16 protein-coding genes and 1 tRNA gene are annotated in these 21,849 nt (G+C 67.7%); 6 read left to right on the plus strand and 11 right to left on the minus strand.

From position 1 onward, the window contains the following. Window positions 1-13: 13 nt before the first annotated feature. Window positions 14-2,803 carry an FAD-binding and (Fe-S)-binding domain-containing protein gene (locus tag ATK74_RS02755; RefSeq protein ID WP_098459610.1) on the minus strand — a complete coding sequence of 930 codons (2,790 nt, stop codon included), beginning with the start codon at window positions 2,801-2,803 and terminating at the stop codon, window positions 14-16. 4 nt (window positions 2,804-2,807) lie between these two features. Beyond that, the gene (locus ATK74_RS02760) at window positions 2,808-3,266 is read right to left on the minus strand and encodes a MarR family winged helix-turn-helix transcriptional regulator (protein ID WP_098459611.1); all 459 of its coding nucleotides are present in this window, start codon (window positions 3,264-3,266) and stop codon (window positions 2,808-2,810) included. 181 nt (window positions 3,267-3,447) lie between these two features. Between ATK74_RS02760 and ATK74_RS02765 the strand changes: the two genes are divergently transcribed. Beyond that, window positions 3,448-5,295 carry an AMP-dependent synthetase/ligase gene (locus ATK74_RS02765; protein WP_098459612.1) on the plus strand — a complete coding sequence of 616 codons (1,848 nt, stop codon included), beginning with the start codon at window positions 3,448-3,450 and terminating at the stop codon, window positions 5,293-5,295. Further along, window positions 5,292-6,155, plus strand: coding sequence for an acyl-CoA thioesterase (locus ATK74_RS02770; protein WP_098459613.1), 864 nt, complete (start codon window positions 5,292-5,294; stop codon window positions 6,153-6,155). The genes ATK74_RS02765 and ATK74_RS02770 overlap by 4 nt, the downstream gene beginning before the upstream one ends. Here the strand turns inward: ATK74_RS02770 and ATK74_RS02775 are convergent. From ATK74_RS02775 to pepN, 5 genes are all read right to left on the minus strand, one after another. Further along, window positions 6,152-7,420, minus strand: coding sequence for a dihydroorotase (locus ATK74_RS02775; protein WP_098459614.1), 1,269 nt, complete (start codon window positions 7,418-7,420; stop codon window positions 6,152-6,154). The two genes, ATK74_RS02770 and ATK74_RS02775, sit on opposite strands and share 4 nt — an antisense overlap. Next, complete coding sequence (locus ATK74_RS02780; RefSeq protein WP_098459615.1) at window positions 7,417-8,355, minus strand: aspartate carbamoyltransferase catalytic subunit; 939 nt, start codon at window positions 8,353-8,355, stop codon at window positions 7,417-7,419. The genes ATK74_RS02775 and ATK74_RS02780 overlap by 4 nt, the downstream gene beginning before the upstream one ends. Further along, window positions 8,355-8,930 carry a bifunctional pyr operon transcriptional regulator/uracil phosphoribosyltransferase PyrR gene (pyrR, locus tag ATK74_RS02785; RefSeq protein ID WP_098459616.1) on the minus strand — a complete coding sequence of 192 codons (576 nt, stop codon included), beginning with the start codon at window positions 8,928-8,930 and terminating at the stop codon, window positions 8,355-8,357. Before pyrR ends, ATK74_RS02780 begins: the two co-directional genes overlap by 1 nt. Before the next feature lie 667 nt (window positions 8,931-9,597). After that, window positions 9,598-10,959: an HNH endonuclease signature motif containing protein gene (locus tag ATK74_RS02790; protein ID WP_211283260.1), complete on the minus strand. Its 1,362-nt coding sequence runs from the start codon at window positions 10,957-10,959 to the stop codon at window positions 9,598-9,600. Window positions 10,960-11,191: 232 nt separating this feature from the next. Next, the gene (gene pepN / locus ATK74_RS02795; protein ID WP_098459618.1) at window positions 11,192-13,780 is read right to left on the minus strand and encodes an aminopeptidase N; all 2,589 of its coding nucleotides are present in this window, start codon (window positions 13,778-13,780) and stop codon (window positions 11,192-11,194) included. Between the two features lie 217 nt (window positions 13,781-13,997). On the opposite strand from pepN, the gene ATK74_RS02800 reads away from it, so the two are divergent. From ATK74_RS02800 to ATK74_RS15720, 4 genes are all read left to right on the plus strand, one after another. Further along, the gene (locus ATK74_RS02800; RefSeq protein ID WP_169923704.1) at window positions 13,998-15,437 is read left to right on the plus strand and encodes a hypothetical protein; all 1,440 of its coding nucleotides are present in this window, start codon (window positions 13,998-14,000) and stop codon (window positions 15,435-15,437) included. 58 nt (window positions 15,438-15,495) lie between these two features. Beyond that, window positions 15,496-15,571: transfer RNA gene (locus ATK74_RS02805), tRNA-Pro, on the plus strand. Window positions 15,572-15,776: 205 nt separating this feature from the next. After that, on the plus strand, window positions 15,777-16,022 hold the full coding sequence (locus ATK74_RS15780) for a hypothetical protein (protein WP_098459620.1): 246 nt from the start codon (window positions 15,777-15,779) through the stop codon (window positions 16,020-16,022). Between the two features lie 124 nt (window positions 16,023-16,146). After that, window positions 16,147-16,248 (plus strand): toxin-antitoxin system HicB family antitoxin, encoded by a 102-nt coding sequence (locus ATK74_RS15720; protein ID WP_211283261.1) that lies wholly within the window; start codon window positions 16,147-16,149, stop codon window positions 16,246-16,248. 532 nt (window positions 16,249-16,780) lie between these two features. Here the strand turns inward: ATK74_RS15720 and ATK74_RS02820 are convergent. From ATK74_RS02820 to ATK74_RS15115, 4 genes are read right to left on the minus strand one after another with little or no spacing between them, the layout of a single operon-like run. Further along, a complete protein-coding gene (locus ATK74_RS02820; RefSeq protein WP_098459621.1) occupies window positions 16,781-18,346 on the minus strand; it encodes an SIR2 family protein in 1,566 nt (521 codons plus the stop codon). Next, window positions 18,343-19,290 (minus strand): hypothetical protein, encoded by a 948-nt coding sequence (locus ATK74_RS02825; protein WP_143483535.1) that lies wholly within the window; start codon window positions 19,288-19,290, stop codon window positions 18,343-18,345. Before ATK74_RS02825 ends, ATK74_RS02820 begins: the two co-directional genes overlap by 4 nt. Further along, window positions 19,287-21,656, minus strand: a complete 2,370-nt coding sequence (locus ATK74_RS02830) for a hypothetical protein (protein ID WP_143483536.1) — start codon at window positions 21,654-21,656, stop codon at window positions 19,287-19,289. Before ATK74_RS02830 ends, ATK74_RS02825 begins: the two co-directional genes overlap by 4 nt. Next, window positions 21,640-21,837, minus strand: coding sequence for a hypothetical protein (locus tag ATK74_RS15115; protein WP_143483537.1), 198 nt, complete (start codon window positions 21,835-21,837; stop codon window positions 21,640-21,642). Before ATK74_RS15115 ends, ATK74_RS02830 begins: the two co-directional genes overlap by 17 nt. Window positions 21,838-21,849 lie beyond the last annotated feature (12 nt).

Consider the following 21,849-nt stretch of genomic DNA (forward strand, 5'->3'; position numbering starts at 1 on the left):
GCCAGCGTCCCGCTCAGCTTCCCGACGTCGGCCCACCGACAAGCAGCTCAGCCAGCGTGATGGCCGACCGACCGCGCAGATCTGCCACCTGGTAGCGGCAGGAGAACCCGTCAGCCAGGACGATGGCATCCGGCCCGGCGGCCTCGATGGCCGGCAGCAGATGCAGTCCGGCGACCGCGACCGAGGTGTCGTAGTGGGTCATCCCGAAGTCTCCGGCCATTCCGCAGCAGCCCTCGATGGTGACCAGGCGGGCTCCGGTGCGGGCCAGCAGCGCGGCATCGGTGGCCCAGCCCAGCACCGCGGCATGGTGGCAATGCGGCTGAGCCACCACGGTGAGCCCGCTCAGGTCCGGCGGCGTCCAGTCGCTGGTGCTCAGGATCTCGGCCAGGGTGTGCACGCCGGCCGCAACCGCCTCCAGCCGGGGGTCGGCGATCAGGCTGGCAGCGTCGTGGCGCAGCGCGGCGATCTCGGACGGCTCCAAGCCAACGATCGGTACCCCAGCCGCGGCGATCGGATGCAGCACGTCCAGCGTGCGGCGGAGCGCTCTGGCCGCGCGCCGGCGCTGCCCGGTGCTGATCAGCGCGACCCCGGCGTCCACCCGGCGGCGCACCAGCAACGGGGTCAGCCCGGCCTGACCCAGGACCTGGGTCAGCGCAACGAGCTGCTCAGCCTCGGCCGCATCGGTGAATGGGTCGATCCAGATCGCCACCGGGCGCGGCACCGTGCTCAGCTCGGTCCGGTCCACGAACGGCAGTCCCACTCTGCGGTGCGCCGGACGACGGCTGAACCGAGGCAGCCGGCGGCGGTGGTCGACCCCGGCGACCGCAGCCACCAGGCGACGCAGTCCAGACGCGGCCAGGGTGGCATTGGCCAAGTCGGGAAGTCCGGGGAGCGAGCCGATCAGCCCGGCCCAGGTCTGCAGCCGGCCCAGGCTGTAGTGCACCCGTGGCCGCAGCCGGCCGCGGAAGGCCTCGTCCAGCACCTGCGACTTGGCAGCGGCCAGATCGGTGCCGGTCGGGCACTCGCTGACGCAGGCCTTGCAGGACAGGCAGAGTTCAAGGGCCTCGGCGACCTCGGCCGAGCGCCAGTCGGGCGCGATCAGCTCACCGTCGATCAGTTCCTGCAGCACCCGAGCCCTGCCCCGGGTCGAGTCCTGCTCGGCCCCGGTGGCCTGGTAGGACGGGCACATGGCACCGTCCGGCGTCAGACACTTGCCGACCCCGGTGCAACGGTGCGCCTGCTCGACGAACTCCGGACGCAGCCGCGGCAGCCGCGAGGCTTCGGCCCGCGGTCGGCGCAGGTCCAGATCGAGCGGACGCGGCTCGACCAACACTCCGGGGTTCAGCAGGTTGTTCGGGTCGAAGATCTGCTTGACGGCGGCGAACAGGTTCAGCGCCGCGGGGGAGTACTGCCGGGCCAACAACTCTGAGCGCGCCCGGCCGTCCCCGTGCTCTCCGGAGGCCGATCCGCCGAACTCGGCTGCCAGATCGGCGGCCTCCTCGACGAAGCGTCGATAGCCGGCCACCCCGTCCGGGCTGCTCAGCGCGAAGTCGATCCGGACGTGCAGGCAGCCCTCACCGAAGTGTCCGTACGGCACCCCGTGCAGGCCGTGCGCGGCTAGCAGCCGCTCGAAGGCACGCAGGTAACCCCCCAACGCGGCCACCGGAACTGCCGCGTCCTCCCAGCCGGCATGGGACGGACGCGCCCCGCTGATCGCGGCCAGCCCGGCGGCGTCCGCGCGGAGCCGCCAGAGCCCATCGGCCTGCCGGGGATCGGTGATCGGGCTCCCGGCAAGCCCGTGCACCGCCCGGCTCAGCGACTGGGCTCGCTCCTGGAGCTCGGCGGGGTCGTCCCCGGCCAGCTCGACCAGCAGCCAGCCGTCGCCCGGCGGCAGTGGCAACCCGGGGCCGAGCCGGTCCCCGGCAGCCTGCAGCAGCCGCCGGTCGAGCCCTTCGATCGCGGTCGGGCCGAAGCCGGTCACCAGTGCGGCGTCGTCGGCCGCTGCAGCCATGTCCGGGTAGCCGATCGGGACCAGGGTGGTCAGCCTCGGCACGGGCACCAGCCGGAGCCGGGCACCCAGCACCACGGCCAGAGTGCCCTCCGAGCCGGCCAGGAAGCGGGCCACGTTGAAGCCGTTCTCCGGTAGCAGGTGCTCCAGTGCGTATCCGGAGACCTGCCGGGAGAACCTCCCGAACTCGGTGCGGATCAGGCCGAGGTTGGCCGCTACCAGCTGCTGCAGGGCGTCCAGGATCGGTGAGTGCGGCTGTCCGGCCCCCAGGCTGAGCCGATCGCCGGTGCCGGTGATCACTTCCAGGCCGAGCAGGTTGTCACTGGTGCGTCCGTAGCCCAGCGCGCGGGCTCCACAGGCGTTGTTGCCGATCATCCCGCCGATCGTGCAGCGGTCGATGGTGGACGGATCCGGCCCGAGTCGCAGTCCGTGCCGTCCGGCCGCGGCGTTGAGGCGTCCGCCGACCACGCCGGGCTCGACGATGGCGGCTCGTCCGCTGGGATCCAGATGGGTGATCCGGGTGAGCTTCGAGCAGTCGATCACCAGGCCGGTTCCGATCGCGTTGCCAGCGATCGAGGTGCCCGATCCTCGGCTGGTGATCGCGATTCGGGCATCGAGGGCGGCCCGGGTGAGCCGGGCGAGTTCGTCCACCGACGTCGGACGGGCCACAGCGGCCGGGATCACTCGATACAGGGAGGCGTCGCCCCCATAGAGGGCTCGGGTCAGCGTGGTCCGATCGAGGTCGAACCCTTGGGCAGCCAGCCGGTCCAGGGCAGTGTTCGCTCCGGCCGGCACGTCCTCAGTCTGTCACGCTGAGTACGGCCTGCATGGCGCGACCGAGCGCAGTGAAGTCGGCCTTCGAGACCGGGTCGACCAGAATCCGACGGACCGACTCGACATGGTAAGGAGCAGCCTCGACCAACAGCGCGTAGCCGGCCTGGGTCATGTTCGCGATCACGCCGCGCCGATCGGACGGGCAGGACAGCCGACTGATCAGGCCTTTTGTCTCCATCCGCGCCACCGTGTGGGTCAGCCGGGAACGGGACTGCCGGACCCGGGACGCCAGATCGGACATCCGCAACTGGTGGTCGGGGGACTCCGACAGGTGCACCAGAATCTCGTACTCGCCCAGATCCAGGCCGAACTGACGCAGCTCCGCGTCGAGTACTTCGGTGATCTTGGCCACGCCGTTCAGGTAGAGCCGCCAAATCCGCTGCTGGTCCTCGCTGAGCCAGCGCGGGACGATCTCGGTTGCCATAAGCACATTCTCTCAAACTTGTACCGGTTTCAACAAACCTAGCGCAGTCGGCAACCGGTCCGCTGCGGCGACCCACCGTGAATCCCACCAATCAGTGAACCGGGCCGGTAGCTTGCCTTGTCCGGAGCGCCACCCGCTCTAGACTGCCATGACGAGTCCAAGGGCGGATGAGGGGATTTTCATGATCGACGTCGCTGCAACCTTGCGGGAGGCGCCGCAATCAGTAGGAGCGATGCTCCGGTGGCGAGCAGCCAAGACGCCTGCCAAGGAGGCGTTCCGCTACCCAGGTCCGAACGGTGACTGGCTGTCTATCGACTGGGCGGAGACCAGCAAGCGGGTGGACGAGTTCGCCGCCGGCCTGCTCGCCCTCGGGCTGCGTCCGGAGGAGCGGGTCTCGATCGTGGCGAACACCAGGATCGAGTGGATCCTGATCGACTACGCGATCAACACCGCTGGTGGCGCCACGACGACCATCTACCCGAACACCCAGGGCGACGACTTCACCTACATCGTGACCCACTCAGGCTCGGTGATTCTGGTCGCCGAGAACGCCGAGCAGCTGGCCAAGCTCGATGCGAACCCGGAGGCGTCCGCAGGGGTACGCAATGTGATCCTCATCGACGGTCACGGCGACGGCGATCGAGTGCTCGACCTGGAGCAGCTCGCCGAGCGCGGCCGGACGGCGCTGGTCGCCGACCCTGAGCTGGTGAACCGGTCGATCGGCGGCAGCGGCCTGGACACCTTGGCCACCCTGATCTACACCTCGGGCACCACCGGACGTCCGAAGGGCGTCGAACTGACCAACCGCTGCTGGGTCTACCAGGCATTCGTCCTGGACCAGATGGAGATCATCTCCGACAGCGACCTGCAGTACCTGTGGCTGCCGTTGTCCCACGTGTTCGGCAAGGACCTGCTCACCATTCAGCTGGCGATCGGCTTCAGCACGGCCGTGGACGGCCGGATCGACCAGATCGTGCCCGGCCTGGGTGCGGTGCATCCGACCTTCATGTGCGGGGCTCCGCGCATCTTCGAGAAGGTCCGCGCTGCGGTGATGCTGTCCTCGCCGCGCAGCGGGATCAAGGGCCGAATCGCCCGCTGGGCGTTCTCGGTCGGACGTTCGTCCCGGGAGGACCGGCTGGCCGGCCGGGAACTGCCGCCGGTGCAGCGTTTCGCCTACTCCGTGGCGGATCACTTGGTGTTCAGCAAGCTCAAGGAGCGGATGGGCGGCAACATCAGCTTCTTCATCTCGGGCTCGGCCAAGCTGAACTCGCAGGTGCAGTCCTGGTTCTACTCGGCCGGCCTGGTCGTGGCCGAGGGCTACGGCCTTACTGAGACCGGCGCGGTCAGCTGCGTGAACCTGCCGCTGCCGCCGCGGTTCGGGACGGTCGGCCCGGCCCTGCCCGGCACTGAGGTCAAGATCGCCGAGGACGGCGAGATCCTGATCAAGGGACCGGCGGTGATGCGCGGCTATCACAACGATCCCGAGCGTACCGCCGAGGTCCTGGTGGACGGCTGGTTCCACACCGGTGACATCGGTGAGTTCGACGCCGACGGCTTCTTGAAGATCACCGATCGCAAGAAGGACCTGATGAAGACCTCCGGCGGCAAGTACGTCGCCCCGGCCAAGGTCGAGGGCGTGATTGCGGCCACCATTCCCTATGTGTCCCAGGTGGTCGCCGTGGGCGATGGCCGCAAGTACATCTCGGCGCTGCTCACCATGGATCGGGACAACCTGGCCAAGTGGGCCGCCCGCAAGGGATTGTCCGACATCTCCTACGAGACGCTCACCCAGCATCCGGAGTTGCGGCGCACCCTGGAGCGCTTCATCAACTCGGCCAACGCCAAGCTGGAGCGCTGGGAGACGGTCAAGCGGTTCGCGGTCCTGCCATCGGAGTTCAGCATGGACGACGGCGGCATGACGCCGAACATGAAGGTGCGGCGCAAGGTGATCACCGACCGCTACGCCGACGTGGTCGAGTCGCTCTACGACTCCGACGAGCCTGAGTACCTCGATCCTGACGCGAGGTGAGCTTCGACAGTTCGGTTCCGCTGCGCTGGGTGGACGTTGATGCCCAAGGCCACGTCAACAACGCCCTGATCGCGGACTACCTGCAGGAAGCCCGGGTCGATTGGCTGCAGTCCGGCGCCAACGCGCATCTGCTCGGCGACGCCACCATGGTGGTCTCCCATCAGGTCGAGTACCTCGGTCCGGTCTTCTTCTCCACGACGCCGCTGCGGGTCAGCCTGGACGTCGGAGTGGTCGGTGCGGCTCGCTTCGTCCTGGGCTATCAGGTGTTCCAGGACGAGCGACTGGTATCCCGGGCTCGCAGCACTCTGTGCCTGTACGACTATCGGGCGGCCCGGATTCGACGGATGACCGGTGCCGAGCGGGAGTGGTTCGCCGCCCAGTCCGTGGCCCTCGAGCCGTTCCGGGCGATCGACGGCTGGCGGGTGGGTCCGGACGCCTCCGAACACACCTTCACCGTGCGGTGGTCCGATCAGGACGCCTACCGCCACGTGAACAACGTCCGAGTCTTCGACTACTTCGCCGAGGCCAGGGTGCGACTGACCCCCGAGCCGGGACCGGATCGGATGACCCAGGCCGCCGCCGAGCAGCTCACCTGGATGGTGGCCCGGCAGGACGTCGACTATCTCGGCCAGATCGTCCAGCGCCCCGAGCCCTATCGGGTGCGCACCGCGGTCGCGAAGCTCGGCCGCACGTCGGCCACGCTGGTCGCCGAAGTGCAGGACCCGCTCGATGATCGCGTGCTGGCAAGGGCGCATACCGTCCTGGTCAGCGGCGACGTGAGTGGACGTCCGGTTCCACTGCCGAAGGTGATGCACGACTCGGCAGCGGCCTGGCCGGCGGTTCGCGCGGTTCGCGCCTAGCGGGAGTAGGTCTGCCGGCCCCGCCAGTAGGTGGCCACCACCGGGTCGGGCAAGTCCCGTCCGTGGTACGGGTTGTTCCGGGACCGTGACTTGGACGCCGCGGCATCAACAGCGGCCCGGGCGGTCGGGTCGACCAGGACCAGGTTGGCCGGCTCACCGATCGCCAGCGGACGGCCCTGGCCGGGCACCTGGCCGAGCGCGGCCGGAGTGGACGACATCCGCTGCACCAGCGTCGGCCAGTCCATCCGTCCGGTGTTGATCATCACCTCGATCACCACGGCCAGCGCCTGCTCGAGGCCGAGCATGCCGGGCAGGGCGATGTCGAAGGGGTGGTCCTTGTCCTGACGGGCGTGCGGGGCATGGTCGGTGCCGACCACGTCGATGGTGCCGTCGGCCAGCGCCTCCCGGATCGCCTCCACGTGTTCGGAGGTGCGCAGCGGCGGGTTCACCTTGAAGGTGGTGTCGTAGGACGCGACCAGCGGGGTGTCCAGCAGCAGGTGGTGCGGAGTGGCCTCTGCGGTCACCTTCACCCCGCGCTTCTTGGCCCAACGGATGATCTCGACGCTCTCGGCGGTTGACACGTGGCACACATGCACCCGGGAGTCGGTGAGCGCGGCGAGTTCGACATCGCGGGCCACGATCACGCTCTCGGCCTGGGACGGCCAGCCGGGCAGGCCGAGTCGTCCGGACCATTCGGACTCGTGGCAGCAGGCGGTCGAGCCGGCCAGCCGGGGATCCTGGGAGTGCTGGGCCACCATGCCGTCGAAGGCCTTGACGTAGGTGAGCGCTCGGCGCATCAGCAGCGAGTCGGAGACGCACTTGCCGTCGTCGGAGAAGACCCGCACCTTCGCCTTGGAGTCGGCCATCATGCCGAGCTCGGCGAGTTCCTCACCGGCCAGCCCCTTGGTGACCGCGCCGACCACCTGCACCTGGCAGTGGCCCTCGCGCTCGCCGAGGGCGTGGACGTACTCGGCGGCCTCTGCGGTGTCGGTGACTGGACTGGTGTTGGCCATGGCGTGCACGCAGGTGAAGCCACCGCGGGCGGCGGCATCGGTGCCGGAGTCGACGGTCTCGGCGTCCTCGCGTCCGGGCTGGCGCAGGTGGGTGTGCAGGTCGACTAGACCCGGGATGGCCAGCAGCCCGGCGGCGTCGAACCGCTCCACGCCGGCCGGGGCACTGGCCGGGTCGGCGAGAACACCGTCCTTCAGGTAGAGATCGGTGATCGTCCCATCGGCCAGTCGGGCGCCGTTGATCAGCAGGCTCACCGCATCGCTCCTTCGTCAGAACCCAGTAGGTGGTACAGCACACTCATCCGGACCGCGACGCCGGAGGCGACCTGATCCAGGACCAGCGAGTTGGCCGCGTCGGCGGCGGCGCTGGAGATCTCGACGCCGCGGTTCATCGGCCCGGGATGGCAGATGCCGGCTCCCGGCTTGAGCGCCCGCAGCCGTTCCTCGGTGAGGCCGTAGCCGGCGGTGTACTCGCGTTCGGTGGGGAAGTAGCCACCGGCCATCCGCTCGCGCTGGACCCGCAGCATCATCACGATGTCGGCCTCGGGCAGCACGGCGTCGAAGTCGCTGGTCACCTGGCAGCCCCAGTTCTCGACCCCGGTGGGCAGCAGGGTGGGCGGCGCGACCAGGACCACCTCGCCGCCGAGCAGGTTCTGCAGCAGGACGTTGCTGCGCACCACCCGGGAGTGCAGCAGGTCGCCGACGATGGCGATCTTCTTCCCGGCGAAGCCCTCGCGACCGAGGCTGCGGAAGTGCTTGCGCATCGTGTAGGCGTCGAGCAGGGCTTGGGTGGGGTGCTCATGCTGGCCGTCGCCGGCGTTGACCACCTGGGCTCGGACCCAGCTGGCCACCTGGGCGGCAGCGCCGGAGGAGGGGTGTCGGATCACGAAGCAGTCCACGCCCATGGCGTCCAAGGTGAGCATGGTGTCGCGCAGCGACTCGCCCTTGCTGACGCTGGAGCCCTTGGCCGAGACGTTGATGGTGTCGGCGGACAGCCACTTGCCGGCGATCTCGAAGCTGGTCCGGGTGCGGGTGGAATCCTCGAAGAAGATGTTCACGATGGTGCGGCCGCGCAATGCAGGCAGCTTCTTCACCGGACGGGACTGCACCTGCTGCATCTCTTCGGCGAGGTCGAGGATGGCATTCGCATCGGTTGCCGAGAGGTCGGCGCAGCCGAGGAGGTGGCGCATCAGGACTCCTTCCCGGTTCGGGTGATCGTGATGGCGTCGGTGCCGTCGAGCTCGGCCAGTTGTACGGCCACGCGCTCGTCATCGGCGGCCTGGATGGTGCGGCCCACGGTGTCGGCGGCGATCGGCAGCTCCCGGTGCCCCCGGTCGACCAGGACGGCCAGCCGGACGGCCCGCGGTCGGCCCAAATCGCGCAGGGCGTCGAAGGCGGCCCCGATGGTGCGTCCGGAGTAGAGGACGTCGTCCACCAGCACCACCACCGAGTCGTCGATCGAGCCGGGGATCGCCGTGCGCCCGGGGTTGCGGGTCGGGTTGGCCCGCAGGTCGTCGCGGTACATGGTGATGTCGAGTTCGCCCTGCCGGACCGGACGCCCCTCGACGCTCTCGATCAGTGCGGCCAGTCTCTTGGCCAGTGGGACCCCTCGGGTCGGAATGCCGAGCAGCACCAGATTCTCCGCGCCGTGGTTGGCTTCGAGGAGTTCGTGAGCCATTCGGGTCAATGCCCGAGCAACTTCCGACTCGTCGGCCACCACTCGGGAAAACTGGGGAGTCGGGGTGTCGGTTGCTGGATCAGCCACGCAGCGCTCCTCGGTCGTGAGCCGGGCGCCATCTCGAGGCCACCAGGCTTCGAGCGGCCAATCTATCGGACCCAGCGACCGACCGCTGTCGCTGCCCGGTCTGTGTCGGTGCCGCGACTCTGCTTGTGCCAGTGCCGCCGCCCGACGTGTGGCGGTGGCACACACGGGCGAACCCGCGCGTGGTGGCCAGGTCAGCGTGGCGGAACCGTACTGCCCTGGCGGCCAAGCCGACGTCGGTTCCCGGTAGTGGAGGTCGGCGGCCGTAGAAGCCAGCAGGCCTCGACCACCGCTGGGCAGGCGGAGCGAGCGAGTATCAAGAGAAGGCAGTCGCCAGCGGACAGCCAGCCCCAGCGCCCAGGAGCTCTCAGCCACCAACCACCAGCGGCATCAGCAGGCAGGCCCCGCCCAGCGTCCACCAGCGTCCATCGGCCACCCGCAGGTATCAGCGGGCGGGCAGACAGCCACCAGCAGGTGTCAGTGGGCAGCCGGTGGCCTAGGAGCTCTCAGCCGGCAGATAGAGCCCAGCATCTAGTTGCAGCCACAACCGGTAGCCGGCGCCTGCCCGCCTGCGACGTGGTGGCTGCCCGACGGTGCCGGCAGTTGTCCTGCTATCGCTGGTGCCGGCAGTTGTCCTGCTATCGCTGCCATCGCTGGTGTCGCTATCCAGTCAGGCGCACAGTGCCGGGTCCCCGCGGGCTCCCGCCGGCGCTCGACCATCCGCCAGCCGTCCGCTGCCGCCGAGCCGCCGGTGGCGCACCGGTCTTCGCGATCGATCCAGCCGGGCCGGCGGGATGAACTCCGGTAGCCCGTCCTGAGCGATCCGGATCTCCCATTGGTCGCGGGTGCCGAAGGTGGCCGGCTCGACCAGGGCATGGTGGTGATGGCAGAGCAGTGCCAGGTTCGACAGCGAGGTTCGGCCTCCGGCCCACCACGGGGTCAGGTGATGCGCCTCACAGGTCTGTTCCGGGACGTCGCAGCCCGGGAAGGTGCAGCCCCCATCGCGCTGGCCGAGAGCCACCCGGATACCGGGAGTCACCAGGCGACTGGCCCGGCCCACATCGAGCACCTCGGAGGCCGTGCCGAGCACAGTTGGCAGCAGATCGGCCTCGCAGCAGATCCGGCGCAGCTCGCCGGCGCTGAGGGCTTCGCCTTCGCGGATCAGCCCGGCGCCGGCCGCAGCCGCCTGCAACGTGGCGTAATCCAGCCGCACGACCACTCGGGCCTGGCCGACTCCCGGCTCGGGCCGGGTCTGTCGGGCAGCGCGCAGCAGCGAGATCAGCGCGTCGGCCCGGCGCTGCTCGGGACTGAGTTCGCTGAACGCATCCCGAGCCTCGATGGCCGTACGCCTCAGGGCCTCTCCGTGCGCGCTGACCAGCGCCACGAAGGCTTCCCCTTCGAGCTGGGGCAGCACTCCTTCGAACCGGATCACTCCGGGCTCTCGGAAGAAGCGCAGGCTGCGTCGGCGATGGGCAGCCTCGGCCAGCTGCTGCAGGCGCTGCTCTTGGCTCTGCTCGGCCGACGGGGTCAGTTCGGCGAGCACGCGGTCGGCGCACCGACTCAGCTCCGCCGAATCGAGGTGCTCGGCCAACCCGACCAGCAGGTCCTCGGCCTCGGCGCGACGCTCCGGAGCGAGCCGGGGTGCGACCTCGGCCAGCACCCGTCCGATGGCCTGCGCCTGCCCGGGGCTGACCTGTCCGTCGGTGGCCGCCTGGCCGAGCCGAGGGTGGTCGGCGATCGTCCGCGCCTGCATGACGGCGGACGCCGCCTCGCGGCGGGACAGGTTCTCGCCGATGCCGAGCCAGGACGCCAGCGGCGTCCCGGTGGCGCGCACGGACGCCTGGTTCTGCTCGGCCTCCGCAGTGAGTTGGACGGTCAGCGCCTGCACCCGGCCCTGTACCCGACGGGCCAGCCGAAGCCAGGCCAGCCGGGTCTCCGGCGCGAGGTCATCGCGGCGAGGATCGACCAGATCGAGCGACTGCTCGATCCTGGCCAGCGCCTCGCCGGCGGTCACCATGCTGTGTTCGTCCACGCATCTAGTGTCCCGCACAGCAAGGACAAAATCGAACACAGATTCGAATCTGTGGATAACCGGAGATGCCATCCACAGATTCCACGAAACGTGAACTCGCCCCACCCGCGCGCGCCCTCAAGCGGCTCTCACGAGATGCCCGATCAGACCCTCGCGAGCCCCGACAAGCCGCTCACTCAAGCCCTCAGGAGCCCTCCGCAGGCCTCAGCACCGTCGCCGGCGCCGGGAGCGTTCAGCTGAACGCCTCCTGGCAGCGCAGCGCCCGCTCGGCGTCGTCGCGACGCTCGAGCACCTGCCGGGCCACGGCATCGGTCAGCGAGACCGACTCCAGCCAGGCGTCGAGCTCGGCCAGCGCCGTCCGATCCATCAGGGTCCGGGGGAAGAGCAGTCCCAGCACGTGCTGCCGCAACGCCGAACTGCGGTCCGCCCAGCCGTCCCGGCCGGCCGAGATCGCCTCGGCCACCTCGCGATAGGCGCCCAGGTAGGGCTTCAGGACCGCGTCTGCCCCGAACTGCCAGAAGTTCGAAGTGATCTGGTAGTGGGTCTCGTTCGGTACGTCATCGTCGGCCGTGGCGAGCCGCCAGGCCTGGATCTTGGCTTCGGCACTCGGCAGTGCGGCTCGGGCCCCGGCAGCGCGTTCGGCGCCTTGGGCGGTCGGGTCGAGGGCCAACTCGGCCTCGATCTCCGTGGCCCCGATCGCTCCCAGCCGGGCCAGGTTGGTGATCAGGTGCCAGCGCAGGTCGGTGTCCACGGCCAGCCCGGACGGCACCGCCGACCCGTCCAGCCAGGTGTTCAGCACCGCCGCCGTCGCCGACGACTCCGCGGACGTGGCCAGTGCGCGGGCCAGCGCCAGCTGGTGGTCCGACTCCGGCTCGGCCTCTGCGAGCAGCCTGCTCAGCCCGTCCACGAAGAACTCGTTGAGCTCACCCCGGTCGGCCTCGGGCGTGAAGTAGTCGATCGCCGTGCGGGCCTGGGCGAGTACCGAACCCACCGCGGTCAGGTCGGTCTCGACGCCGACCCCGGCCAGCACCAGGGCTACGAAGTCGTGGGACGGCAGCTCGGCATCCCGGCACATGTCCCAGGCCGCGGCCCAGCACAGGGCGCGGGTCAGCGCGGAGTCGATGGTGCCCATCGAGGCCACCAGTGCGGCCAGCGACTCCGGATCCAGGCGCAGCTTGGCGTAGGTCAGGTCGTCGTCGTTGGGCAGCACCAGGGTGCCGCGCGCACGTCCGATCAGCTCGGGAAGCTCGGTCAGCTCGCCGGCGATGTCCACCTCGACCCGGTCCCGTCGGACCAGCCGTCCGTCCACCAGGTCGTACAGCCCGATCGCCAGCCGGTGGTGACGCAGGGTCGGCCACTGGTCCGGCGCGGTCTGGCGCAGCGCGAAGCGGGTGAACCGGCCCTCGGCGTCCACCTCGAACTCGGCGCGCAGGGTGTTCACCCCGGCCACCTGCAGCCATTCGGCGGCGAAGAAGGACAGATCGCGCCCGGAAGCCTCGGTGAGCGCGTTCAGCAGGTCGCACAGCTGGGTGTTGCCCCAGGCATGCTTCGCGAAGTAGGCCCGCACTCCGGCCAGGAACGCGTCTTGGCCGACGAAAGCCACCAACTGCCGCAGCACCGAGGCGCCCTTGGCGTAGGTGATGCCGTCGAAGTTCAGCTCGACGGCCTCCAGGTCGACCATGTCGGCGGCCACCGGATGGGTGGACGGCAACTGATCCTGCCGGTAGGCCCAGTTCTTGCGGGCGTTGGTGAAGGTCGACCAGGGGTCGTCGCCGACGCCGGTCTTGTTCCGGATCTCGGCCTGGCAGAAGTGCGAGGCGAACTCGGCGAACGACTCGTTCAGCCACAGGTCGTCCCACCAGGTCATGGTGACCAGGTCGCCGAACCACATGTGGGCCAGCTCATGCAGGATCGTGTTGTCCCGGGTCTCGTAGGACGCCTGGGTGACCCGCGAGCGGTAAAGGTACTCGTCGCGGATGGTCACGCAGCCGGCGTTCTCCATGGCCCCGGCGTTGAACTCGGGGACGAACACCTGCGCGTAGTCGGCGAACGGGTACGGCATCCCGAAGTGCTCTTCGAAAACCTCGAAGCCGGCCTTGGTGGTGGCCAGCAGCCGGTCGGTGTCGAGGTAGTCCACCAGCGAGCGCCGGCAGGCCAGCGACAGCGGGATCTCGGCGGCCTTGCCCTGGTGGGCGTCGCGGACGACGTGGAAGTGCCCGGCGATCAGCGCGGTGATGTAGGTGGAGATCGGCGGAGTCGGAGCGAAGGTCCAGTGTGCGGTCCCGTCGCCGAGGTCGACCGGGGCGACCTCGGGGGAGTTCGACAGCACCGTCCAGCTCGCGTCGGCGCGGACGTCCAGGGCGAAGGTGGCCTTGAGATCGGGCTGCTCGAAGCAGGCGAACAGCCGGCGGGCGTCCGCGGTCTCCAGCTGGGTGTAGCAGTAGACCAGGTCGTCGACCGGGTCGACGAAGCGGTGCAGGCCCTCGCCGGTGCGGCTGTAGCGGCACAGCGCGGTGACCACCAGCTCGTGCTCGCCGGCGGCAGCCTCGAAGGCCACCCGGTGGTCGTTGAAGGCCTCGGCCGGCAGCAGAACCCCGTCCAAGGTGGCCGAGAGGACGCGATCGGCAATCAGGTCGAGGTGGCTGGCGCCGCCGGTGCTGGCGAAGCGTACGGCCGAGCGCGACCAGAAGGTGGCCGTCGCGTCATAGCCGCCAGGGACGTCTGCCGTTCCGGTCAGATCGACGCTCACCTGGTAGCTGTGGGAGCGGATCTGCCGGGCCCGACGGGCCGCCTCTTCGCGGGTGATATTCGCTGGATACATGGAGCCTCGCTGAGATGCTTCGGTGAACTGGCGGGTCCGCAGAAAGTGGGTGGTGCTGCGGGCCGGAGGTTACTAGCAGTGTCGCGACCTCCCCAAACCCGAAGCTGTGACAAGGGTGGACGCTGACGGCCCGGACGGGCCTCGACGCGCATCTCGTTGGGCGTGGCGGCCACCGTGAACAGGCTTGGTGCCGCAAGCTGTAGGGGTGCAACCCACCGTGAGCCCCGCTGTGCTGCTGTTCGGTGGCGGCGAAGTGCGGGTGGCCGCCGACGGCCTGACCACCCGGCTGATCCGGGGCAAGGAACTGGTCGCCGAGCTGAGCTGGGTGGGCGCGGCTCCGTCCTCAGTTGAGCTGATCGCCGACGACGAGGTTGAGCACGTCCTGGCGTCCGGGGGAGCGCGGCTGCTGCAACGGGTGACCGTCGCCGAGACCTGGCGGACGCGGTGGGTGCTGGTCCGCGATCACGGCGGCGATCAGGCAGTGGACGAGCGGCTGCGGGTCCAGCCCGGACCCGAGTACACCTTGTGGAGCTGGGCCACCGGCGTCACCGCCCTGCTAGCCATCGCGCCGGCGCACGGTGCCGGCCCGGTGCTGTGCCTGCGGCTGGAGCAGGGCCACTTGGAGCTCGTCGATCCCGAGCCCGGACGGGTGGCCGCGGAGTTCCAGATCGCGGCTCCCGGGACGATGCTGGGCACCGGCGAGCGACTGGTCACGGTGATCGAGGGCAGCTGGCAGCCGAACCTGGCTGCCCTGGAGACCCGGCTGCCCGCCTGGCTGGGCGATACCCAGCTGGATCACGGCTGCCCGTGGCGCGCAGATCTCGCCGACTTCGGCATCACCGCCCCTGACGACGTCGAGTTGGGCTTCAGCGAGGGCGCCGTACTGCTCGACGGGCCACCCGGACGGCGCCTGATCGAGGTGCACACTCCGCGCGGACTGAGCCGGATCCCGGTGGAGTGGGTACCGCCGGCCGAGCAGGTCCTGCATCAGGTGGCGGTGGCCGCGCTGGACTCCGCCCGTCCGCTGAGTGGGGCGGCCGCCCTGTGCATTCAGCGGGCCGCCGAGCGGCATGCGGTCTGGCTGGAGGCCGGCGCCCACGATCGGCTGGACCGCTTCGACTGGGCCAATGACGACTCCATCTTTGCGGCAGCATTCGCCCTGGCCAGAGGCCGGAGTGAAGGCGAAGCCGCAGTGGTCTCGGACGGTCTGAGAGTGCTCGGCGCCCGGGCCACCGGAGTCGGCTTCGGACGGCTGGCCATGGCCGGCTGGCTCGCCTCATTGAGCGTGGGCCTGGACGCCCGCGAGCGCTGCCTGGAACTGCTCGGACGTCCCGCCGTCGGCCGGACCGCGGCCCTGGAGAGCTCGCTGCTCCATTACCGCAGCATCGACTTCGGCCAAGCCGAACTGGCCGGCGTCTACCACCGGCTCGGTGGGACCTTGCCCGGACGCGCCCCGCTGCTGTCCTGGTCCGAGATCGCCTCTTTGGTCGGCCTGCTCGAGCTCTGCCCGCCGGAATGGCCCGGTGCCGTCGACTACGCCCAGGCCGCCGAGAAGGCCCGCGGACAGATCCTGTGCGCCTACCTGGACGGCGAGATCACCGACCCCGAGCCGTTGGCCTGGCTGCTGTTCACTCCAGAACTAGTCGCCGCTGGCTAGGTAGTCGGGTGGCCATAGTTGGTGGGCCGGGTCGGCTCACCGTAGAGTGGCCGCGATCCGGGGCGTAGCGTAGTGGCTAGCGCGCCTGCTTTGGGAGCAGGAGACCGCAGGTTCGAGTCCTGTCGCCCCGACCATTTCGGCACTGCCGATGTGCCTAGGGATTGCTGCTCCGCCACTAGGGCTATGTCCGAACGGCAGTATCACGAGTGATCAGAACATGCCTCTCACGGACACCCTTCACCCCAAATGGGCTCTGAGAAGTGATCGTTAGGGCGCGCGTTTCCCCTAGTCAGCGAGATCGGGCTGGAAGCCAGAGTTCCCGGGCCTCAGAGGTGCCTGATGGCTCACGGGAGGCGGTCGTACTGCAGCATCGAGCAGCGCTCCGGGTTCTTCCTCGCCCGCTATTGGGGACCTGACCAGGGGCACTACGAAGCTCCGCACGCCTTTCTCTCAAAGATCGACGCCGAGTACTGGCTGGCCGAGATCCACAGAGAGATCGTGCGCTGGGAGTGGCGGCCGCCACAGAAGGACGTGGAAGCCGACCCCGAAGTCGGTTCGGGCGACTTGCCTCCCTGTCCGGGCTGACCATCGACCGAGCTGGGGCGTTCGCGCGCCCAGCAATTCACCGTCGACATCGTGCCGGAGCTGGTCGCGCGGGGGAGAGAACCCGCCTGACGTGATCGCGGACCGCACCTATTCGGGCTAGTTCGTGGTCCGCGCCCCGCCAGAACTGCTCCGCCAGCTCGTCATCGAGGCCGCCGACCAGCACATGTCACTTAACCGTCTGATCCGCGGTCGCCTCGGCGTCTGAAGCGGTCCTCCGGACTACGCCCCCGGAAATGCCCATTGTGTATCGCGATCGGAGGGAGGACAGGCAAGCGGGGGAGGAGAGGCAAGGGGGAGGGTAGGGAGGTGAAGGGAGGGAGGGAAGAGCGTCGGCGTAGGGGAGGCGCGGAAGAGAGCGTCGGCGTAGGGGAGGCGCGGAAGAGAGCATCGGCGGTGGAGGGGGGAGCGGAGGCGGAAGGCCGTCGTGCAGCCGGCGACGCGGAAGCAGGGTCGGTGCCTGAGGTGTGTCGCACTCCACGTCTCGCGCTTCATCGGTGGTCTGACCTGAGTGTCCGACCCGCCGGGGGAGGTTTGCCGGTCCGACGCAGCCGACGTTTCGACCGAGGTCGACGGAACTGATGCTGGACGCCCAGCGACCTGGTTGGGCCTCTGCCGCCATCCCTCATTTTGCGGTCGGACCGATGATGCTCATGGAGGGAACGAGCAGGTCGTCTGTTGCGGCGGCAATGCGGATGGTGGACCTAACTGGCCACGCTTCCAATGGTGTGCATTCGGCCCTACAGGCCGGCGCTGGAGAGAGCACGAGCGTGCGCGGCAAGAGCAGGGAGGAAGAGGTCAGAGCTTTCCGTGATCTGACGGTGACCCAGATCCTGCTCGAGGGCCGCCCATTGCGTGCGCCGGATGTCTTGCGCGTAATGCCTCACCGACACGGGTGGCAGGGGATCCACCCAGTACTCGTGGAGGAGACTGGCTTGTTGCTTTGCGAGCCATTGGCGAAGGTCTTGGTCGCGCATGCTGCACCCAACCCAAAGCCAAAGGACGCTTTCCCCATCCTCAGTGATGGCGTCAAGTACCTGCTCCACGCTCCGCGGGAGACCTCGCGATGTGTCGTTAATGTTTGCGACCATGCTGTCGGGTTCTTGCACCGTGCCATGAATCTTGAGTACTGGAACGCAGGACTCTTCGCCGTGGAGGCGAGCTCGGACTAGGTCGGCACTCTCGCTGAACTGCGCATCTCCGACGATCACTCGGTGCTCGGCGCCCATGCCGTCCTCGATGAGTTCGTCGAAGTTCACAGTCGCGATGACCAATTTGGGGAGAAGGGCAGGAAGTTCCCACAAAGCCCTTCGTCCGGCGGGCGTGCGCTCCAGCGCCTTTTCGCAGTCGGACTTGATTCGTCCATATGTCGACGACTCAGAGCGCGGACGACCGTTGAGAGCGAAGAACTCCTCACGCAGGACTCGCTCAAGCGTCAGGCCGCGCTCGAAGCGTGCCGCCGGGATGTCGCGCTCCTCAGCCATCCATCGCTGGTTGGCCTCCAGCCAGTCGCGGAACCCTGAAAGCAAGTCCGGAGAGGTTGTGGGCCGGCCTGTCAGGTGGGCAATCGCAAGGTTCCGGAGGTAGTCCCCTTGCGGGATACGGCAGCTGGCCGACGCTCCCGCTCCGAGGAACAGCACAACTCGGCGATCGACGGAGTCGAGCATGTTGTGCAGGCGCGGCTGCAGATCTGTTGGGGCTGATCGCTCAATGAACTCTTCCCCTCGGACCACCAGGCGCACTGCACCCTCCTGACGGTTGCAGTGCGAAGGGACATCCACTGCTCCGGAGGCAATCGGGACCAGCGTCTTGAGTTCCGGAGGTGCGAACTGCAAGCCAAGGCAGATCGCATCCCAGATCAGGGCCGCTCGCAATTCGTCCAGATCGACCAGGGAGTACGTCAATAGAACCAACTCTCTTGACATCTCTGAGGAGGAGAGCATGGCCAGCACATCTCCGAGAGTTGCTGTCGATCCGGTGAGCTCGCGCGAGCCATTGACAGTCACGTGCAAACCATCGCCCTCTTCCGCGATGGCGACGACGACTCCCCGGTTGCTGCATAGCGACTCCAGGTATCTGGCCATCGGTTCGTTGAGCGGCCCGGCAGGAGGGGTGTGGGTGAGAGTCGGTGATTCGCCGCACCATCTGAACGCTCCGCCATAGTGCCGTGTAACCGCCTCGAGGACATCAGCAAAGCCGTCTGCGTCATCGTGAACGCATGGCAGAACAATCGGGGTGTTGACGTCGAGGCGGTCGAGGTGAATCGAGATGATCCGGCCCAGGAAGTCCATGCCTGCGATCGTCACTTGGGCACCTGCAGGCTCTTCACGTATGCAGTCTCAAGTTCAAGACCGAGGTCATGGTCGCGAACAGAGCGTTCCCAAGTTAGGCCCCAGCTCTTGAGCCGCGGCAGGATGTCCGAGTAGGTAGACTGCGCCGTTTCCGCGGCAAGTCGTACCCTCGTGAGGTCCACCGCGCGTCGCTTGGCAAGCGATGCCGAGATCATCCCCAGAAGCTGCCCTCGCCGACTCTCGACGACGAAGCACCGGGTCGTTCCCTGAATGTCCTCGAGGCGCACCGCGCCCATCGATTGGCGATGCGCCTCGGTGACAATCCAGTTGCTCGTCAGGCGAGTCCGCTCACGTGTAGCGACTGGACTCCCGCCTATCGAGGTGGAGAACGCCTCCGCCACGCGCATGACCGCTGTTGCGAGTTCACGCTCATCTCGGCGGTCCTTCGGGACCATCAACGCATGAGACTCCCCAAGGCAACCGTTCAGCAGCAGGAAATAGTAGAAACCCAGCGTCTGTGGACGCAGGTCACCACCAATACTCACCGCTCGCGCAACGACTTTTCGATGGGTCGAACCGTAGAACCTTACGAGCCGGAGAGTGAGGTCCAGCAAATGGGTCACTTCGCGATCGTCACCGAGCTCGAGAAGCAACCGACCCTCTGGTGTCACGAATCCTGCTCTCGACGTGACTGGAAGGTATAGCTCCGCTGGGATGTTGGGCCGCTCCCGCGGAACGGCGATGAGCGACTGTGCTGCCGCTCGAATGCTCTTGGGTGTGACTTCTGGCGAGAAGACCCGCTGCAGCGATTCAAGGTCGACTGAGAAACCACCTGGTGCTGATCCGGTCTGCGCGATCCATGCCTCACGGAGGTAGGTGACGATTGCCTCGCGCTGCTCCGAAGACAGTGAGTCAAATGAGCCCAGGAGTGCTCCGAGGCGTTGTGGCTGGTCGCTCACGACAACTCCACGGCGCTGTACCCGCGTTGCTTGATCTGCCTGCTGCGCTCCTCGTACTTCGCCCGAAGGCTTCCGCGGGTGTCCTCAAGTTCGGCTTCATAGTCGACTTGCAGCGGCAGGACCACTATCACCTGCTCGGCCACCTGCTTGACTATGCCGCTCGATAGGAACGCCGCAAGGTCGGGCATCCTGTCGGCGGAAACGAAGGCGCCAAACTCGTCGAGGAATAGCAGGCGATTCGGCTTAGCGCTCGGCTCGATATCTGCGATGCGGGCTTGGGTGAACGCGAACGCCTGTTCTCCAGTGGAATAGCTCGCGAGTGCTCGGATGTCGGCGGAGCCATCCGTCAGCATGAGTGACACCGTTCCGTCGGCGGGATCGATGTCAGTGATCGTCGCGTTCTCGAAAACCCTCGCCCGGATGGCGGGAGTGTTCAGAGTTGCGGTGAGACGGGCTCCCAACACCCGCCGAAGCGGCTTGATCAGGTGCCGCGAAGAGTCGAGGAGAGGGGAGTCGTTGAGGCCTCGTTGAAGGACGGACTGAGCAACGCCTTGAAGTGTCAGCATGAGGTCTGCGAGGTCGTCCGGAAGGCTGACGGCCTCGTTGACGGCTGCCTTCACTCTCTCCAGCCTGTCGGCCAAGGGTGCCGTCGAATCACCTCCCTCGACGGTCAGCATCCACGCGAACCGGTCGTCTGTGGCGATGCTGCGAACCAACTCGGCTGTCTCCGCGCTGTGCGCAGACTGACGACGACGGGCCTGATCTAGGGACGTCGTTGCGGACATGACCTCCTCGTCTGCTCGTGCGAGGTTCCGTCTATAGTCCGGCTCGACGCGCAGCCACTCTGTGCGCAGAACCCCTAGATGATCTTCGATCTCTAGGAGGTCGAGCTCTGCGTCCTCTCGCGACACCATTCCTCGAGCGGCAGCGGCTCGGTCCAGGGCGGCGAGCTCGATGCGAAGTTTGCCGAGCTCGTTCTCCAGCGCACCCACGGACTGCTGGGCTTCCTTGGACGCTTCACTGCTTGCGCCCGCATCGTCGGCTTCCTCCTCGAGACGGACGAGATCCTGCTCGGCCTCGTCAGCGAGTTCTTCCTCCCGGTGAGCTTGCTCAACGAGGGCTCCGAGGTGATCAATCGTTCGGAGCCTGACGGCGAGATCGTTCACGCGCGAGTTGAGCTCGCGTACCTCGGCCGGTGTCGGTTGGTCCCGCAAACTTCGGCTCGTTGCCCCGAGCGCGTCCAATGCAGCTCTCACCGTAAGTCGTGGCTCGAACCCCTGGGCTAGTTCCTCATCGCGGACGGAGTCGCTGGTCGCACTGAGGAGCCCCAGAGTCTGTTCGACGACTTCGCGTACCTCGCCAGCGGTGTCTAGAGAGGTAAGGCGCGCCCGCGTGAGACCTACTTGCTCCAAGCAGTCGTCCTTCGCCCTGGAGATCGCAGATTGGTTTGGTTCAAGGTCGAGAACGAAAGCTTCAGCTTCCATCTCAGCTCGCGTCTTGGCCGCACGGGCACTGCGGGTGCGAAGCAGACGCTGTCCCGCGGCGAGGCGCCGGCCCGCGTCTCCCTGTGCCGCAACAGCCGAACTCAATGTCTCGGCGTTCGCGCGGGCACCCTCCAGGCGCTGCTCAAGCTCGGCAACCCGGGCTGCCACGGCCCGCCGTTGGGAGAGCAGCGCGTCGGCGTCTGCGTCTAGCGACGCGACCTTGTTGAGGAGCTCGATGCCCCGCATTAGGGCGCGAAGGGAATCGTCGGCTTGCCGCGCCGCCTCAATCGCGCTAACTAGGTTGTCGTCGCATCGCACGACGGCATCGTGATCACGAGCTGACTGCCCCGGCTCGAAACGGCTCAGTAGTTCAATGGCCGGACCCGCGTGCCCTCTCACGTCGAGGTGACGCTTGCGAAGAAGGCCGCTCACGTCACGCAGGTGCCCTTCGAACGTCTCGATGTGACGCGCGAGTGTTTGAACGAGGTCTTCGGTTCCAGAGATGTGGTTCACGTCGAGCAGTGAGCTGAGATCGGCAAAAGATGCGCGCGCGCCATCGATCCGGCACTCGCCGATCCACTCCGACGGCTCTACCGGTTGATCCGGCCACTGCGATGGAACCATCTTCAACTGGATGTCGGTGGCGCCGTTGAGGCCACTGCCAGTCAGCTCAGCATTGCCAAGGCGGTCGCGGAAGGATTTCCAGAGCTCAGGACGAGCCGTGAAAGCACTAGGCACCGTGCCGGAAGCAAGCTGCAGCAACTGGATCGCTACTGTCTTGCCAATTCCGTTAGGACCTTCAATCAAGCACGGACTGATGTCCGGGATCTCACTGATTGCCTGCAGTCCCCCAGTTGGGTGCGCATCAATCCGCCAATGCACGGCTGACCTCATCGCGAAGGTACTGCTCGACCGAGAACTCATCCTCAGGCGTCACAAGACGAGTCAGTGCTTCTGCCTGTCGCCTAAGCCGCTGTTGCTCGCTCGACTCCCCGAGTTCAGCGATCAGAGCGTCCATCACCTCTATCGCGACTTGTGAACTTCGTTGGCGCTGTGTGATCACAGGGACGACTCT

The organism is Propionicimonas paludicola (assembly GCF_002563675.1).
Lineage (GTDB): Bacteria > Actinomycetota > Actinomycetes > Propionibacteriales > Propionibacteriaceae > Propionicimonas > Propionicimonas paludicola.

Excerpts from the sequence above, each read along its gene's own strand:
- ATK74_RS02780 (WP_098459615.1), bottom strand. The coding sequence starts at position 8,355 with ATGCGCCACCTCCTCGGCTGCGCCGACCTCTCGGCAACCGATGCGAAT.
- ATK74_RS15780 (WP_098459620.1), top strand. The coding sequence starts at position 15,777 with ATGGCTCACGGGAGGCGGTCGTACTGCAGCATCGAGCAGCGCTCCGGG.
- ATK74_RS02765 (WP_098459612.1), top strand. The coding sequence starts at position 3,448 with ATGATCGACGTCGCTGCAACCTTGCGGGAGGCGCCGCAATCAGTAGGA.
- pepN (WP_098459618.1), bottom strand. The coding sequence starts at position 13,780 with ATGTATCCAGCGAATATCACCCGCGAAGAGGCGGCCCGTCGGGCCCGG.
- ATK74_RS02760 (WP_098459611.1), bottom strand. The coding sequence starts at position 3,266 with ATGGCAACCGAGATCGTCCCGCGCTGGCTCAGCGAGGACCAGCAGCGG.